The organism is Variovorax cryoconiti (genome assembly GCF_051216395.1).
Lineage (GTDB): Bacteria > Pseudomonadota > Gammaproteobacteria > Burkholderiales > Burkholderiaceae_C > Variovorax.
The window spans coordinates 53656-68671 of the sequence record NZ_JBPJZI010000009.1; the positions used below are offsets into that span (position 1 = coordinate 53656).

A 15016-nucleotide genomic window follows, 5' to 3' on the forward strand; every position below is an offset into this window, starting at 1 on the left:
GTGTTCGTGAAAGAGGTTGTCAGGCGGTGGCCAGGGCTTGTTCGCGCACGGCGGTCTTGAGTACCTTGCCGACGGGCGAGCGCGGCAGGCTGTCGTGGAAGTGCACGCGCTTGGGCGTCTGCACCGGGCCGAGCCGCTCGCGGACGAAGGCGATCAGCTCGGCCTCGGTCGCCTGCTGGCCGGGGCGCAGCTGCACGGCGGCCTGCACCGTCTCGCCCCACTTGTCGTCGGGGATGCCGAACACCGCGCACTCGTGCACCGCCGGGTGTTGGCCCAGCGCGTTCTCGACATCCACCGGGTAGACGTTGAAGCCACCGGTGATCACCATGTCCTTGAGCCGGTCCTTCAGGTAGAGGTAGCCGCGCGCGTCGATCAGGCCGCGGTCGCCGGTGTGCAGCCAGCCGTCGATCAGGGTCTCAGCCGTCTTCTCGGGCAGGCGCCAGTAGCCGGTCATGACGAGGTCGCCGCGTGCCACCACTTCGCCCACTTCGCCGGTCGGCAGCAGGCGGCCGTCGGGCGCCATCACCGCCACGTCGCTGAACCAGGCGGTGCGGCCCACCGCGGCCCAGTTGCGCTCGTCCTCGAAGTCCTCGGGACGCATCACGGTGAGGATCTGCGGCGCCTCGGTCTGGCCGTAGGTCGTGCCCAGCACCGGGCCGAAGAAGGCGCGCACCTCGCGGATCTTTTCCGGCGGCATCGGTGCGCCGCCGTAGATCAGCCGGCGCAGCTGCGGGAAGTCGGCACGGCTCGCGCCCGGCAGCGCCATCAGCATGTAGACCAGCGTGGGCGGCATGAAGCACACGGTGCCGCCGCGTTCGCGGAACGCCGCGCGCACCGCCTCGGCGCCGGCCTCGGCCAGCACCACATGGCAGCCGCCCTGCGCGAGGATCGGCACGATGTAGGTCGACGTGCCGTGCGTGATCGGCGCGGCGACGATGTAGCGCTCGTGTTCGTCGAAGCCCCACGCATGGATCTGGTTGGCGATGTTCGCCATCCAGGCGCGGTAGGGCTGCATCACGCCCTTGGGCGCGCCGGTGGTGCCGCCGGTGAACTTGATGGCCTGCGTGGCGTCGTCGGGCAGGGCGAACACCGGCCGCGCCGCGCCGGCATGGCGCGCCACCAGGCCGGCCACCGTGTGCGTGCCATCCCCGTCTGGGCCGTGGGTGTGGATGCGCTCGCCCGGTGCGCCGTCGAGCAGCCCGGCGCAGTCGCCGTCGAGCACCAGGATGGACGGCGCGGTCGCGTCGACGATGCGCCGGATCTCGGGCCGCGTGCTCTTGGGGTTGAGCGGCACCCACACCTTGCCGCAGGCCAGCACCGCGAGCAGCGCCGTGATGTGCTCGGCACTGTTCTTCGCGCAGATGCCCACGCGGCTCTGCGGCGCCGGGTCGATGGCGACGAGCGCGGCCGCCAGCGCCGCGACGCGCGCGGCGAGCGTGTCGTAGCGCGTCGTGCCTTCGGGGGCGTCGATGGCGATGCGCTCGGGCCAGCGCTCGGCGGCGCGCCAGAAAAAATCGATCGGGTACATGGGCGAGGAGGCTCCTGGTGATGGGTGCGGGTGGCCTTATTCGGCCTTGGCGCCGGAGGTCTTCACGACCTCGCGCCAGCGCTGGGTCTCGGCCGCGGCGAAGCTGCGCATCTGCTCGGGCGTGCCGGGCTCGGGCGAGGCCGCCAGGTCCTGGAAGCGCTGGCGCAGCTCGGGTGCGGCCAGCACCTTGTTCAGCTCGGCGTTGAGCCGGTCGATGACGGGCTTGGGCGTGCCAGCCGGCGCGGCCAGACCGAACCACGACTGGACGTCGAAGCCGGGGAAGCCCGATTCCGCCACCGTCGGCACGTCGGGCAGCAGCGGCGAGCGCTTGGCACTCGTGATGGCGATCGCGCGCAGCCGCCCGCCCTGCACGTGCGGCAGCGCCGAGGGCGTGTTGTCGAACATCGACTGCACCTGGCCGCCCAGCAGATCGGTCACGGCCGGGGCGCTGCCGCGGTAGGGCACATGCAGCATGTTCAGCTTGGCCTGCATCTTGAACATCTCGCCCGACAGGTGGATCGACGAGCCGCTGCCCGACGACGCGAAGGTGATGCCGTCCTTCGATTCCCTGGCGAAGCGTTGGTAGTCGGCGATGCTCTTGATCGGCAGGTGGTTGTTGACCACCAGGATGTTCGGGATCTTGGCGATCAGGCCGATCGGCTCGAAGTCCTTCTGCGGGTCGTAGCCCAGCCGGGCGTAGAGCGACGCGTTGATGGTGTTGGCGATGGTGAAGACGTACAGCGTGTAGCCGTCGGGCGGCGACTTCGCCACCACCTCGGCGCCCACGTTGCTGTTGGCGCCGGCACGGTTGTCCACCACCACGGGCTGGCCGAGCCGCTCGCCCAGCTTCACGGCCACCAGGCGCGCGATCACGTCGGTGGCGCCGCCCGCGGCATAGCCGACCACCAGCTTGATGGGGCGGGTCGGCCAGGCGTCGGTCTGGGCCTGCAGCGGCAGGGCGGTGGCGCAGGCGATGCCGGACGCGAGGGCCAGCAGATGCCGGCGCGAGAGGGGGCCTTCGAGGCGCATGGCGATGTCTCCTTTTGTGTATCGAGAATGTCCCGGGGCTGCGCCGCGGTGAGCCTGCGGCACACTGGCGATGACCTCGTCGACGCCCAAATTCTTCGCCATGACCGCGCGCACCTCCAATTCAAACGTTCGTTCAGCGGACGTTTTGCGCTCCGTTGCCGCGGACGACGACGCCGGCAGCCGCACCTTGCGCCGCGGCCTGCAGCTGCTCGATGCGGTGCTGGCGGGCGGCCGCGACGGCGTGCGCGTGGTCGACCTGTGCCGCGCGGCCGCCCTCGAGCGCGCCACCGTCTACCGCCTGCTGGCCACCCTGGTCGAGCGCGGCTACGTCGCGCCGCAGGGCCGCTTCCGCTACGTGCCGGGCCCGCGTGTGGCGGCCCTGGCCCCGGCCGACGCGCTGCCCAACATGGCGGTGCGGCTGCAGCCGGTGCTGGCCCGCATCAGCGCGGCCTGCGGCGATGCGGCTTTCGCGGTGGTGCGCGAGGGGCCGCTGTCGCACTGCATCGCCCGGCAGGTCGGCACGCACCCGGTGCAGGTGCTGGTGATCCAGGTGGGCACGCAGCAGCCGCTGGGCGTCGGGGCCGCCGGGCTGGCGCTGCTGGCCGCGCTGCCCGACGCGCAGGTCGACGCCATCGTCACGGCCAACGCGCCCCGGCTGCATGCCTACGGTGGCATGACGCCCGAGCGGATGCGGATCCTGGTGCGCGCCACCCGGGAGCGTGGCTGGTCGGTCATCGGCAACCATGCCACCCGTGGCGTGCTCGCGGCGGGCATGGCGGTGCGCAACGCCGGCGGCGAGCCGGTGGCCGCCATCAGCGTGGCGTCGACCCTGCCGCGCATGCCGCGTGAGCGCCAGCAGCTCATCGCGCGGACCATCCGCGAGAGCCTCGCCGAACTGCTCCCGGACGGCGCATGAGAGGCCCCAGCGCACGCTTTCGGGCGGCCGTGCCGCCGCAGGTGTTCCAATGGAGGCTTCGATGAGCACCAAACCACTCCCCGGCCCCTGCCCCTGCGGACGCACCGACCAGCGTGCGCGTCCGCTCCAGTACGCGCTGTGCTGCGGACGCTATCTCGAGGATTTCGCGGGCACGCCGGCCCCCGATGCCGAGTCGCTGATGCGCTCCCGTTACACCGCTTTCGTGCGCGAGCAGGCCGACTACCTGCTGGCCACCTGGCATGCGTCGACCCGGCCGGCCGCGCTGACCTTCGAGCCCGGCACCAAGTGGCTCGGCCTGGACGTGCGCTCGCGCTCAGTGCTCGACGCCGACCATGCGCGGGTCGAGTTCGTCGCCCGCCAGCGCGATGCCGCCGGCACCGCCAGCCGGCTGCACGAGCGCAGCAACTTCCAGCGCGAGCCCGACGGCGAGCTGGCGCGCTGGTACTACGTCGACGGCGAGGCCGGGTAGGACGACGGCGCGGCATTGTCTCGAGGAGAGAGACACCGCGGTTCCTTTCGGCGTATTTATCTGCCTGCGGCGCCGCGGCACACTGGCCACTTTCCAGCCGTCCGACGGCACAGGAGCTGCCCCATGCCATCCGCACCCCCGGCGAATCGGTCCTTTCCCCGCGCGTGGTCGGGGTTTGCCTGGCTGCTGGCCGGCGCCTTGGCCTGGGCCGTGGCCGGCCCGGCGCAGGCACAGGCCACGGCCCGGGCCTGGCTGACCAGCTTCTCGAGCGCCGCGCCTGGCGCGGTGCCCGAATCCTGGCACTTCACCACCCTGCCGCACAAGAACCCGACCAGCTTCGAGGTGGTGCGGCAGGACGGCAAGTCGGTGCTGAAGGTCCAGGCCGACGACTCCTACGGCAACCTGGTGCATCCGGTGCGCGTGGCGCTGGATGGCGCCGCTTCGCTCGCCTGGCGCTGGCGCGTCGAGCGCTTCGTCGAAGGCACCGACCTGCGCAGCCGCAGCGGCGACGACGGCGCGGCCAAGCTGTGCGTCTTCTTCGCGCTGCCGACCGACCGGCTGCCCTTCGGCGAACGCACCCGTCTGGCACTGGCGCGTTCGGCCACCGGCGAGGACGTGCCGAGCGAAACGCTGTGCTACGTGTGGGACGCGAAGGAGGCGAAGAGCACGCTGCTGCCGAACGCCTTCACCCGGCGCATCCGCATGCTGGTGCTCGAGTCGGGCCCGGCCGGTGCCGGCATCGACAGCTGGCGCGGCGAGCGCCGCAACCTGCTGGCCGACTACCAACGTGCCTTCGGCGACGAGGCCGGCGGCCTGCAGCCCGACATCGTCGGTGTCGCCATCTCTGCCGACGCCGACAACACCGAAGGGCACGGGCTCGCTTTCTTCTCCGATCTGGACATGCAGGGCACGCCGGCCGTGCCGCAGATGCAGGCGACGCACGCGCCCTGAGCCGGCGTGGCTACTTCATGACCTGGCCGGTCGCCACGTCGAGCACGCTGCCGTCGACCAGGCTCACGCGGTAGATCTCGCGCGTCACGTTGCCGGAGAACGCCAGCTCGACGATCGACACGTTGCGGAAGGTGGTGTCGATGCCGTTGGGCAGCACGGTGTTGAACTTGGCCGCCACCTGGTTCATCGAGGCCTGCAGCGCCGGCGTGAACGGCGTCATGCTGTAGACCAGCGTGTTGTGCGGGTTGTGCGAACGCAGTTCCTTGCCGTCCTTCAGCACGTTCACGCCGCTCACGCCCACCGTCTTCACCAGATCCTTGCCGGCGTCGCCCATCTTGGCGTAGACCGGGCCGGTCACGCGCGGCAGCGGGCCGTCGCGCAGCGGAGCCATGGCGGCGGTGGTCACGGTGTTGTAGGCCATCAGGGACTCGAAGCCAGGGCCGGTCTTGACGATGCCGAGGTCGAGCCACCACGGGCGGCCCGCGTCCTTGGCGGCCTCGGTCGTGTAGAAGTTCTTCAGCGTGAGCTGGATCGGCGCGGGCGGCTTGGGCAGCGCCTTGAGCATCTTCTGCGGCGTCGTCGGATCGGCGCTGTGGATGTGCACCACCGTCACGTGCGGGATGTTGACGTTCTGCGCTTCGGCCTGCAGGCCCAGGCGCACCAGATCTTGCCGCAGCGTCGGGTACACGCGTGCGTCGAGCACGTCGTTCACGTCCTTGGGCAGCTTGTAGACCACGCCGTAGGTGGTCTTGTGCGCGCGGAAATCGGGCTGGCCGATGGCGCTGTTGTCGATGGCGGGCGCCGAGGGGCCGGTGGTCCCGCAGGCCGTCAGCAACGAGCCGACGAAGGCGGTGAGGACCAGGGGTCGAAGGGTGCGGATCATGGCAACTCCAGTTTTCAGGGAACAAGGTGGCGCGAGGCCACCGACGACAAGGGCCGGCCCGGGCGAATTCCCGTGCCGGCAGGGAACGTGGGCGTTCAGTCCGGCCCGGCCGGCAAAGCGGTCGATGGCGGGGCCGCGATGACCACGGCGTCGCTGCGGTCCTTGAGCTGCACGCCGGTGAGCTGCAGGCGCCGTGCCTCCTGCGCGAGCCACCAGAAGCGGCCGGCGGCGGCCGCGGGCGCGAGGCCTTCGGGGCGAATGTTCGAGATGCAGTTGCGCTCGGCGTCGTGGCGGCCGACGGCCGGCTCCCAGGTGAGGTACAGGCCCAGGCTGTCGGGCGAGCTCAGGCCCGGGCGTTCGCCGATCAGCATCGCGACCAGGCGCGCGCCGAACAGCGCGCCCGCTTCGTCGGCCAGCGCGACGCGCGCCTGCTGCGCGATCACCACCGGGCCGAGCGTCCAGCCCGCCGGCAGGCCGGCGCGGATGGCCGTGACCATGGCGCGCGCGTTGCGCTCGACGGCCAGCGACGAGAGCCCGTCGCCAACGACCAGCAACAGGTCGCAACCCGCCGTGGGGCTCGGGCCGGCGGCTTCGCGCAGCCGCTCTGCACTGGCGTCGTCGAGCCGGCGGCCGAGGTCCGGGCGTAGCAGGTAGCTGGCGCGGTCCGGCGCGGCGCTGTGCACCTGGAGCGTGGGCAGGCCGTCGGCGGCCAACGCGTCGGCCAGCGCCTGCGTGTCGAGCTGAATGTGCACCGCATCGCGCGCCTGGGCATGCGCGAAGCCGAAGCGCAGCAGCTCGGCGGTCGGCATGCTCGACCCGGCGCGGCCGAGCGCGAGGCGGGCGGCGGTGTAGGCACGCAGGTCGTCCCAGGGGTCGGGCGTGCTCATTTCTTGCTCCCGTCACCCAGGCGCAACTGCCGCAGCTGCTGCAACGCCGGGTGCTGCGCCGTCACGCTCAGCACGCGGCCCTGTGCATCGGCCAGCTGCATCTGCTGCAGCCAGGCCTCGAACTCGGGCGCGCGCTTCAGGCCGAGTACCTCGCGCAGGTAGAGCGCGTCGTGGAAGGAGGTGCTCTGGTAGTTGAGCATGATGTCGTCGGCCCCCGGCACACCCATGATGAAGGTCAGGCCTGCCGTGCCCAGCAGCGTCATCAGTGTGTCCATGTCGTCGGAATCGGCCTCGGCGTGGTTGGTGTAGCAGACGTCGCAGCCCAGCGGCAGGCCCATCAGCTTGCCGCAGAAATGGTCCTCGAGCCCCGCGCGGATGATCTGCTTGCCGTCGTACAGGTACTCCGGCCCGATGAAGCCGACGACGGTGTTCACCAGCAGCGGCCGGAAGGCGCGTGCCACCGCATAGGCGCGCGCTTCGCAGGTCTGCTGGTCGACGCCGTGGTGCGCGCCGGCCGACAGCGCACTGCCCTGGCCCGTCTCGAAGTACATGACGTTGTCGCCCAGCGGCCCGCGCTTCAGCGACAACGCCGCCTCGTGCGCTTCCTTCAGCACCGCCAGATTCACGCCGAAGCTGGTGTTGGCCTTTTCGGTGCCGGCGACCGACTGGAACACCAGGTCGACCGGCGCACCCTGTTCGATCATCTGCACGGTGTTGGTCACGTGCGTCAGAACGCAGGACTGCGTGGGGATGCCCAGCTTGACGATCACCTCGTCGAGCATGTGCACCAGCCGCGTCAGCGCGGGCACGCTGTCGGTGGCGGGGTTGATGCCGATCACCGCGTCGCCGGCACCGTAGAGCAGGCCGTCGACCATCGACGCCGCGATGCCGCGCAGGTCGTCGGTCGGGTGGTTGGGCTGCAGTCGCACCGCCAGGTGGCCGGGCAGGCCGAGGGTGTTGCGAAAGCGCGTGACCACGCGGCACTTGCGCGCGACCAGGATCAGGTCCTGGTTGCGCATCAGCTTGCTCACCGCCGCCGCCATCTCGGGCGTGATGCCGGGCGCCACGCGCGCCAGCACGGCGCTGTCGGCCGCGTCGGACAGCAGCCAGTCGCGGAAGTCGCCGACCGTCAGGTGCGCGATGGGTGCGAAGGCGGCGGCGTCGTGCGTGTCGATGACGAGGCGCGTGACCTCGTCGTCTTCGTAGGGCACCAGCGCCTCGTCGAGAAAACGCCGCAGCGGCACGTCGGCCAGCGCCATGCGCGCGGCCATGCGTTCCACCGCCGTTTCTGCCGCGACGCCGGCCAGCACGTCGCCCGAACGCGCGGGCGTGGCCTTGGCCATCAGCGTGCGCAGGTCGGCGAAGTGCCAGGTGGTGTCGCCGGCGGCGTGGCGGTAGGGCATGGGGTGTCGGCCTCTGTATGTCTGTCAGTGCGTCAGGCGATGACGAGGCGTTCGCAGGCCTTGCGCAGCGCGGCCAGGCCAGCGACGTCGCGCGCTTTGGCGTCAGTCACGACGATGTCGATGTCGGCGCCGCGCGCGTAGGTCACGCGGCTCGCCAGGCCGATCTTGCTGTGGTCGGCCAGGATGACCACCTGCTGCGCCTGCTCGGCCATGGCGCGGGCCACGGCGGCCTCGTGGTGCTCGAAGCTCATGGCGCCGTGCCTGGCGTGCAGGCCCACCGGCGACATCAGCGCCACGTCGACGCGAAAACGCCGGATGTCCTCCAGCGTGCCTTCGCCGTGCGTTGCCTGCGTCTTCACGTCGATCTGGCCGCCGAGCAGGCGCACGTCGTTGCGTGAACTGCGGCCCTCGTCGGCGCCGGCCAGCTTGAGCGCGATGGTCAGCGAATTGGTGATGACCGTCATGCCGCTGAGCGTAGCGATCTCTTCGGCCAGCGTCGACGTGGTGCTGCCCGCGTCGAGAAACAGCGTCTGCCCAGGGCGCAGCAGGCCGACCGCGGCCTTGGCGATGGCGCGTTTCTCTTTCTGGCGTGCCACCAGCCGCACCGACAGCGGCGGCTCGGGCTCGGGGCCGGTGGCGACCGCGCCGCCGTGCACGCGGCGCAGCTCGCCGCTGCCTTCGAGCTCGAGCAGGTCGCGCCGCACGGTTTCGCGCGAGACGGCGAGGTCCTGCACGATGCGGTCGACGCTCACCCGCGAGAAGGTCGCCAGCAGGCTGCGGATGCGGAGGAATCGTTCTTCTTGGAGCATGGGTCGATGGTTGCGTGCACCAGATGCGCGTACAGCATGGATTGTCGGACGGGCTGATGCAATAGCAATGCCACCGCGAGCCGACGCGCCGAACGCCCGCGCTTGAAACGGCAACGGTCCGCACGGGGCGGACCGCTGGCTTCAGGTCGGGCTCAGACGTCGGTCACACCCATCGCCGGGTCGCTCACCGAGTGCTTGCCGGTTTCGACGCGGCCGGCGAAGCGACGGTAGTAGTTGATGTCGGCGTCGCAGGTCACCTCGAAGTCGTACCAGCGCCCGCTGTCCGCCAGCTCCCAGTGCTGCTCGGCCGTCGCGCCGGCGGCGACCGTCGCCGTCCACGGTCCATCCGCCCGGTACGCCTTGGCGCGGATGGTGAACGTGGCCGCGCTCTTGCCGGTGTTCATCATGCTCAGGTACACGTTGCCGTTGGTGATGTCGTAGCAGACGCGCACCTCCGGGGCAGCCGCAGTGCTTGCGCGCAGCGTGTTCAGGTCGCCCTTGAAGTGGCGGTGGTAACCGTTCGGGCCGAGCACCCACAGGTCGTAGTGGCCGGCGTTGTCGGTCACGACGTTCCACGTGTCGTCCAGCGTCTTGCCGGCTTCGACCGCGTAGCGGCGCGGCAGGCGGCCGAGGTTGAGTCGGTCGTACACGTGGAACACGGCACCCGCCTTGCCCGTGTTGGCGAACAGCAGTTGCAGCTTGCCGCCGACGCTGTCGCTGCGGGCGCTGGTGTGCAGCTCATAGGGCAGGGCACGCGAGGGGCGCGTTCCGGTCGCCTGCTGTGGCCGTTGCTGCGTCGTGGGCGGAAAGATCTGCAGCAGCGACTCCTGCTGGACACGCAGTGCATCGGCGTCGCTCTTGCTCTTGCGGCCGGCCAGCGTCGGCAGCACCTCGGCGTTCGGCGTCTCGAAGTTGAAAGCGCTCGTCAGGTCACCGCAGATCGCGCGGCGGTAGCCGCCGATGTTGGGCTCCTTCACGCCGAATCGCTGCTCGATGAAACGCAGCACCGAGGTGTGGTCGAACACCTGCGAGTTGACCCAGCCACCGCGGCTCCACGGCGAAATCACATAGGCCGGCACGCGCACGCCTGGGCCATAGACGCGACCATCGGGCTGCGGCTGTTTGGTGGTGCCGGCCGGAGCCGGGTGCGTGAAGCGCTCGACCGCGATGTCCGCATCGGGCAGCGTGGTTTTTCCCGCGGTTGTGCCGTCGAGGTTGAGCGATGGCGCGGCCGGCGACGGCACATGGTCGAAGTAGCCATCGTTCTCGTCGAAGTTGACGATCAGCACCGTCTTGCTCCACACCTCGGGCACGGCGGTCAGCGCGTCCAGCACCTCCTGGGTGTACCAGGCGCCTTGCACCGGGCTCGACGGGCTGGGGTGCTCGGAGTAGGTCGACGGCGCCACCACCCAGCTCACCTTCGGCAGCTTGCCGGCGAGCACGTCCTGCTTGAAGGTCTGCAGAAAGCCGCCGTCGGGCATGGTGTTGGCGATGCCCTTGTAAAGCGGGTTGCCGGTGTTGTCGCTGGCCGGGTCGTAGGCTGGCGACACGACGTTGCTGTTGTGGCTCACGGGCTTGCCCGAATCCTCGTTCGCCTTGCGGTACTGCTTGAAGCCGGACAGCGAGTTGTCGGTGTAGTTCTCCGGCATGTTCTGGTAGACGATCCAGCTGACGCCGGCTGCCTCCAGGCGCTCGGGGTAGGTCTTCCATTCGTAGCCGAGCGTCGAGGGGCCGATGTCGTCCCATTCGTTGTTGACCGTGGCGACGCCGGCGCCGGTCGGGCCGTTGGTACCGGTCCACAGGAACATGCGGTTCGAGTTGGTGCCGGTGTGCATCGCGCAGTGGTAGGCGTCGCAGACCGTGAAGGCGTTGGCCAGCGCGAACTGGAACGGCAGCTCGGCTTCCTGGAGGTAGCCCATCGACTGCGTGAAAGGCGCCGTCCCCGTCTTCTTGTACCGCGCCCATTGGTACATGCGGCCACCGTCCCAGGCGTTCTGGCCGTCGTTCCACGAATGCGGCGTGCCGGACACGCGCTGAGCGTTGCCTTGCGTGCCGTCGAGGTGATAGGGCAGCACCGGCTTGCCGGTGTCGTCGAGTTGCTCCCAGACGCTTCGGTATCCAGGCAGCGGGATGGTGAAGCGGTCACCGAAGCCGCGCACGCCCCTCATGGTGCCGAAGTAATGGTCGAAGGAACGGTTCTCCTGCATCAGGATCACGATGTGCTCGACGTCGTTGATCGTGCCGGTCTTGTTGTTCGCGGGGATGGCCAGGGCGCGGCGGATGCTCGGCGGAAAGGCCGCCAGCGTGGCGGCGGCGATGCCGGTGGTGGCGGTGTTGCGCAGGAAGTTGCGGCGGGATGTCGTCATGGTGTGTGCTCGCTAAAGGGTCAGGGGGCGCAGCGCATCTCGGGCTTGACGGTGGTGTCAGGCGTGGTGGGCGCGGTCGGTGTCGTGGGGGTGGTCGGCGTGCTGTCGCTGCCGCCGCCGCAAGCGGTCAGCACGAGGGTCAACAGGGCCAGCGCGGCGCCGGCGGCCAGCCGACGCGGCGTTGCACGCAGCGAAGATGAGAGAGGTTTCATCGGGGGGCTTTCAAAGGGGTGGGTCGATGCGGTGAATCCGGCGAATTGCAGTTGCGTCGAAAGTGCAACCAAATCCACAACTACCATTCGTGCCACGATCTTCATCCGCATGCATGACAAGCCTTTGACAGCCGACGAGGGGCAACCGATGCACGAATCGCCCATCACGGCCCTTGCGTCGGCCCTTGCTCGGCCCCTAGAATCCAACCCGCTCCGGGGCGCACGTGTGACGTGCTGAGATGGCGATCGAATCGCCGAACCCGCGAACTTGAACCGGTTAGTACCGGCGGAAGAAGAGCTGCAGTTCCCCTGATCCACAGGTCCCGTTTCTTTTCGGGCCATGGGTCCGTCGAGCGATTGCGGAGCACCCTCATCCCACCGGAGTGCCCCATGAACGCCATCGACAAGTTCGCCTCGCTGCTCACGCTCACGCGCGAGCCCTTCCCCGCCTCCACCAAGTCCGCCATCGTCGGCAGCCGGCCCGACCTGCGCGTGCCGGTTCGCGACGTGGCGCTGACCAATGGCGAGTGCGTGTCGCTCTACGACACCTCGGGGCCGTACACCGATTCGGCGGTTGCCATCGACGTGCGCCTCGGGCTGCCCGATGTGCGCGGCGCATGGATCGCGGAGCGCGGCGACACCGAGCGCTACGAAGGTCGTCAGCTGGCCGCGCTCGACGATGGCGTCAAGGGCGAGGAGAACGCGCGCGTCGCGCAGCTGCGGGCCGATGCGGCCGCGCTGCAGCGCACGCCGCACCGCGCGAAGCGCGGTGCCAACGTCACGCAGATGCACTACGCAAGGCGCGGCATCGTCACGCCCGAGATGGAATACGTGGCGCTGCGCGAGAACGGCAAGCGCGAATGGATGGCCGAGTACCTGGCGAACGAAGAGCGCGCGAAGCGCGTGGCCGGCAACCCCATGGGCGCGAGCATTCCGCGCCTCATCACGCCCGAGTTCGTGCGCGACGAGGTGGCGCGTGGCCGCGCCATCATCCCGGCCAACATCAACCACCCCGAGGTCGAGCCGATGGCGATCGGCCGCAACTTCAAGGTGAAGATCAACGCCAACATCGGCAACTCGGCCGTCACCTCCAGCATCGAGGAAGAGGTGGAGAAGCTGGTGTGGGCGATCCGCTGGGGTGCCGACAACGTGATGGATCTTTCCACCGGCAAGAACATCCACACCACGCGCGACTGGATCGTGCGCAACTCGCCGGTGCCGATCGGCACGGTGCCCATCTACCAGGCGCTCGAGAAGGTGGGCGGGGTGGCCGAGGACCTCACCTGGGCGATCTACCGCGACACGCTGATCGAGCAAGCCGAGCAAGGCGTCGACTACTTCACCATCCACGCGGGGCTGCGCCTGCCCTTCATCCACCTCACGGCGAACCGCATGACCGGCATTGTCTCGCGCGGCGGGTCGATCATGGCCAAGTGGTGCATCGCGCACCACCAGGAGAGCTTTCTCTACACGCACTTCGAGGACATCTGCGACATCATGAAGGCCTACGACGTGAGCTTCTCGCTCGGCGACGGCCTGCGGCCCGGCAGCGGTGCCGATGCCAACGATGAGGCCCAGTTCGCCGAACTGCGCACGCTGGGCGAACTCACCCAGGTGGCCTGGAAGCACGACGTGCAGACCATGATCGAAGGGCCGGGCCATGTGCCGATGCACATGATCCAGGCCAACATGGACGAGCAGATCAAGCACTGCCACGAGGCCCCGTTCTACACGCTCGGCCCGCTGACCATCGACATCGCGCCGGGCTACGACCACATCGCCAGCGCCATCGGCGCCGCGATGATCGGCTGGGCCGGCACCGCGATGCTCTGCTACGTCACGCCCAAGGAGCACCTGGGCCTGCCCGACCGCGACGACGTGAAGCAGGGGATCATCGCGTACAAGATCGCCGCGCATGCCGCCGACGTCGCCAAGGGCCACCCGGGTGCGCGCTCGCGCGACGACGCGCTCAGCAAGGCGCGCTTCGAGTTCCGCTGGCAGGACCAGTTCAACCTCGGCCTCGACCCCGACACCGCGCGCGACTTCCATGACGAGACGTTGCCGAAGGACGCCAGCAAGACCGCGCACTTCTGCTCCATGTGCGGCCCGAAGTTCTGCTCCATGAAGATCACGCAGGAAGTGCGCGAGTACGCCGCGCAGCGCGGGCTCGACGAAGGCACGGCGGTGTTCGACGGCATGCACGCCAAGTCGGCGGAGTTCAAGGCGGGCGGGGGGGAGATGTACATCCCGATCCGGACCGAGCGCTCGTAGCGGTGTGAGGTGCCTTGGGCGGTTGCTACGATCGCCCCATGACGCTTTCCATTCCTTTCGATGCCGTGCTGTTCGACTGCGACGGCGTGCTGGTCGACTCCGAACCCATCACCAACGGCGTGCTGCGCGACATGCTCGAGGAGCGTGGCTGGGTGCTCACGCCCGACGAATGCATGCGCATCTTCGTCGGCAAAGCGGTCAAGGACGAGCGCGCGCTGATCGAGGCGCAAACCGGTGCGCCCGTGACCGACGAATGGCTGCGCAGCTTCTGGGCGCGCCGCAACGTGCAGCTCGACCGCTACCTGGTCGAGATCCCCGGTGCGCCGGCTGCCGTGCGCGCGTTGCATGCCGCGCTGGGCGGGCGCATCGCGTGCGCGTCGGGTGCCGACCGCAGGAAGGTCGAACTGCAGTTGCAGAAGATCGGGCTCTTCGATGCCTTTGAAGGCCGCATCTTCAGCGGCCACGAGACGCCGCGCTCCAAGCCCTACCCGGACGTGTACCTCGCAGCCGCCGCCGCGCTGGACGTTGACCCGACGCGCTGCGCGGTGGTCGAGGACACGGTGACCGGCGCCACCGCCGGTGTTGCTGCGGGCGCCACCGTGTTCGGCTACAGCCCTGGCGGCCTGGGCCACAGCGGGGCCGACGCGCTGCGTTCGGCAGGTGTGGCGGAGGTCTTCACCGACATGGCCGAGCTGCCGGCGGTGCTGGCTGCCTGGCGCCCGCCTGCGGCCTGACAGCGCAACGCATTAATCCTCGAAGTGCGGCCCCGGCCCTTCCTGCGAGAGCGCGTCTTGCGCATTGCGCAGCGGGCAGGCCTTGAGCGAGAGGCAGCCGCAGCCGATACAGCCGTCCAGCTGATCGCGCAGTTGCGTCAGCGTGCGGATGCGCTCGTCGAGTTCGGTGCGCCATTCGCGTGACAGCCGCCGCCAGTCGGTGGCCGTTGGCGTGCGTCCTTCGGGCAGTGCCTGCAGGGCTTGCGCGATCTCGGCCAGCGGGATGCCCACGCGCTGCGCCACCTTGATGAAGGCCACGCGGCGCAGGATCGCGCGCGGATAGCGCCGCTGGTTGCCGCCGCTGCGGGCCGCCTGGATCAGCCCCTTGCTCTCGTAGAAGTGCAGCGCCGAGACGGCGACACCGCTGCGGGCCGCGACTTCGCCGACGGCCAGTTCGGGCGCCGGGGCGTGCGCGTTGGAGAAGGGGTCGATGGCAGACGTCATGGCGGGGAGGAAGGCGTGTCGAAAACGCTTGACCTCAAGTTAAGTTGAGATTTG

14 protein-coding genes and 1 riboswitch are annotated in these 15016 nt (G+C 69.6%); of the genes, 5 read left to right on the forward strand and 9 right to left on the reverse strand.

Features of this window, described 5'->3' with window-relative positions; all coding sequences use genetic code 11:
• Positions 1–19 precede the first annotated feature (19 nt).
• Both ACSFA2_RS19940 and ACSFA2_RS19945 read right to left on the reverse strand, forming a co-directional pair.
• Positions 20–1528, reverse strand: a complete 1509-nt coding sequence (locus ACSFA2_RS19940; RefSeq protein ID WP_435457066.1) for a class I adenylate-forming enzyme family protein — start codon at positions 1526–1528, stop codon at positions 20–22.
• A 36-nt stretch (positions 1529–1564) separates the two neighbouring features.
• Positions 1565–2557 (reverse strand): Bug family tripartite tricarboxylate transporter substrate binding protein, encoded by a 993-nt coding sequence (locus tag ACSFA2_RS19945; protein WP_435457067.1) that lies wholly within the window; start codon positions 2555–2557, stop codon positions 1565–1567.
• A gap of 100 nt (positions 2558–2657) precedes the next feature.
• Between ACSFA2_RS19945 and ACSFA2_RS19950 the strand changes: the two genes are divergently transcribed.
• The 3 genes from ACSFA2_RS19950 to ACSFA2_RS19960 all read left to right on the forward strand — a co-directional run bounded on the left by ACSFA2_RS19950 (position 2658) and on the right by ACSFA2_RS19960 (position 4914).
• Complete coding sequence (locus ACSFA2_RS19950; RefSeq protein WP_435457068.1) at positions 2658–3473, forward strand: IclR family transcriptional regulator; 816 nt, start codon at positions 2658–2660, stop codon at positions 3471–3473.
• 61 nt (positions 3474–3534) lie between these two features.
• Positions 3535–3963, forward strand: coding sequence for a YchJ family protein (locus ACSFA2_RS19955; protein ID WP_435457069.1), 429 nt, complete (start codon positions 3535–3537; stop codon positions 3961–3963).
• Between the two features lie 123 nt (positions 3964–4086).
• Positions 4087–4914: a DUF3047 domain-containing protein gene (locus ACSFA2_RS19960; RefSeq protein ID WP_435457070.1), complete on the forward strand. Its 828-nt coding sequence runs from the start codon at positions 4087–4089 to the stop codon at positions 4912–4914.
• Positions 4915–4924: 10 nt separating this feature from the next.
• Here ACSFA2_RS19960 and ACSFA2_RS19965 read toward each other — a convergent pair whose 3' ends face one another.
• The 6 genes from ACSFA2_RS19965 to ACSFA2_RS19990 all read right to left on the reverse strand — a co-directional run bounded on the left by ACSFA2_RS19965 (position 4925) and on the right by ACSFA2_RS19990 (position 11474).
• Complete coding sequence (locus ACSFA2_RS19965) at positions 4925–5797, reverse strand: hypothetical protein (RefSeq protein ID WP_435457071.1); 873 nt, start codon at positions 5795–5797, stop codon at positions 4925–4927.
• A 95-nt stretch (positions 5798–5892) separates the two neighbouring features.
• The gene (eutC, locus tag ACSFA2_RS19970) at positions 5893–6684 is read right to left on the reverse strand and encodes an ethanolamine ammonia-lyase subunit EutC (RefSeq protein WP_435457072.1); all 792 of its coding nucleotides are present in this window, start codon (positions 6682–6684) and stop codon (positions 5893–5895) included.
• Positions 6681–8087, reverse strand: coding sequence for an ethanolamine ammonia-lyase subunit EutB (locus ACSFA2_RS19975; protein ID WP_435457073.1), 1407 nt, complete (start codon positions 8085–8087; stop codon positions 6681–6683). The genes eutC and ACSFA2_RS19975 overlap by 4 nt, the downstream gene beginning before the upstream one ends.
• A 32-nt stretch (positions 8088–8119) precedes the next feature.
• Complete coding sequence (locus ACSFA2_RS19980) at positions 8120–8896, reverse strand: DeoR/GlpR family DNA-binding transcription regulator (RefSeq protein ID WP_435457074.1); 777 nt, start codon at positions 8894–8896, stop codon at positions 8120–8122.
• Between the two features lie 152 nt (positions 8897–9048).
• Positions 9049–11262 carry a phosphocholine-specific phospholipase C gene (locus tag ACSFA2_RS19985; protein ID WP_435457075.1) on the reverse strand — a complete coding sequence of 738 codons (2214 nt, stop codon included), beginning with the start codon at positions 11260–11262 and terminating at the stop codon, positions 9049–9051.
• Positions 11263–11282: 20 nt separating this feature from the next.
• Positions 11283–11474, reverse strand: a complete 192-nt coding sequence (locus tag ACSFA2_RS19990) for a hypothetical protein (protein WP_435457076.1) — start codon at positions 11472–11474, stop codon at positions 11283–11285.
• 204 nt (positions 11475–11678) lie between these two features.
• Positions 11679–11786, forward strand: a riboswitch (TPP riboswitch).
• A 78-nt stretch (positions 11787–11864) separates the two neighbouring features.
• Between ACSFA2_RS19990 and thiC the strand changes: the two genes are divergently transcribed.
• Together thiC and ACSFA2_RS20000 are read left to right on the forward strand one after the other, a co-directional pair.
• A complete protein-coding gene (gene thiC / locus ACSFA2_RS19995) occupies positions 11865–13745 on the forward strand; it encodes a phosphomethylpyrimidine synthase ThiC (protein WP_435457077.1) in 1881 nt (626 codons plus the stop codon).
• Between the two features lie 38 nt (positions 13746–13783).
• Positions 13784–14479 carry an HAD family hydrolase gene (locus ACSFA2_RS20000; protein ID WP_435457078.1) on the forward strand — a complete coding sequence of 232 codons (696 nt, stop codon included), beginning with the start codon at positions 13784–13786 and terminating at the stop codon, positions 14477–14479.
• Positions 14480–14491: 12 nt separating this feature from the next.
• On the opposite strand, the gene soxR is transcribed toward ACSFA2_RS20000, so the two are convergent.
• Positions 14492–14962: a redox-sensitive transcriptional activator SoxR gene (gene soxR / locus ACSFA2_RS20005; RefSeq protein WP_435457079.1), complete on the reverse strand. Its 471-nt coding sequence runs from the start codon at positions 14960–14962 to the stop codon at positions 14492–14494.
• Positions 14963–15016 lie beyond the last annotated feature (54 nt).

Excerpts from the sequence above, each read along its gene's own strand:
- ACSFA2_RS19940 (WP_435457066.1), bottom strand. The coding sequence starts at position 1,528 with ATGTACCCGATCGATTTTTTCTGGCGCGCCGCCGAGCGCTGGCCCGAG.
- ACSFA2_RS20000 (WP_435457078.1), top strand. The coding sequence starts at position 13,784 with ATGACGCTTTCCATTCCTTTCGATGCCGTGCTGTTCGACTGCGACGGC.
- ACSFA2_RS19985 (WP_435457075.1), bottom strand. The coding sequence starts at position 11,262 with ATGACGACATCCCGCCGCAACTTCCTGCGCAACACCGCCACCACCGGC.
- ACSFA2_RS19950 (WP_435457068.1), top strand. The coding sequence starts at position 2,658 with ATGACCGCGCGCACCTCCAATTCAAACGTTCGTTCAGCGGACGTTTTG.
- ACSFA2_RS19975 (WP_435457073.1), bottom strand. The coding sequence starts at position 8,087 with ATGCCCTACCGCCACGCCGCCGGCGACACCACCTGGCACTTCGCCGAC.
- ACSFA2_RS19955 (WP_435457069.1), top strand. The coding sequence starts at position 3,535 with ATGAGCACCAAACCACTCCCCGGCCCCTGCCCCTGCGGACGCACCGAC.
- soxR (WP_435457079.1), bottom strand. The coding sequence starts at position 14,962 with ATGACGTCTGCCATCGACCCCTTCTCCAACGCGCACGCCCCGGCGCCC.
- ACSFA2_RS19990 (WP_435457076.1), bottom strand. The coding sequence starts at position 11,474 with ATGAAACCTCTCTCATCTTCGCTGCGTGCAACGCCGCGTCGGCTGGCC.
- eutC (WP_435457072.1), bottom strand. The coding sequence starts at position 6,684 with ATGAGCACGCCCGACCCCTGGGACGACCTGCGTGCCTACACCGCCGCC.
- ACSFA2_RS19980 (WP_435457074.1), bottom strand. The coding sequence starts at position 8,896 with ATGCTCCAAGAAGAACGATTCCTCCGCATCCGCAGCCTGCTGGCGACC.
- thiC (WP_435457077.1), top strand. The coding sequence starts at position 11,865 with ATGAACGCCATCGACAAGTTCGCCTCGCTGCTCACGCTCACGCGCGAG.
- ACSFA2_RS19960 (WP_435457070.1), top strand. The coding sequence starts at position 4,087 with ATGCCATCCGCACCCCCGGCGAATCGGTCCTTTCCCCGCGCGTGGTCG.
- ACSFA2_RS19965 (WP_435457071.1), bottom strand. The coding sequence starts at position 5,797 with ATGATCCGCACCCTTCGACCCCTGGTCCTCACCGCCTTCGTCGGCTCG.
- ACSFA2_RS19945 (WP_435457067.1), bottom strand. The coding sequence starts at position 2,557 with ATGCGCCTCGAAGGCCCCCTCTCGCGCCGGCATCTGCTGGCCCTCGCG.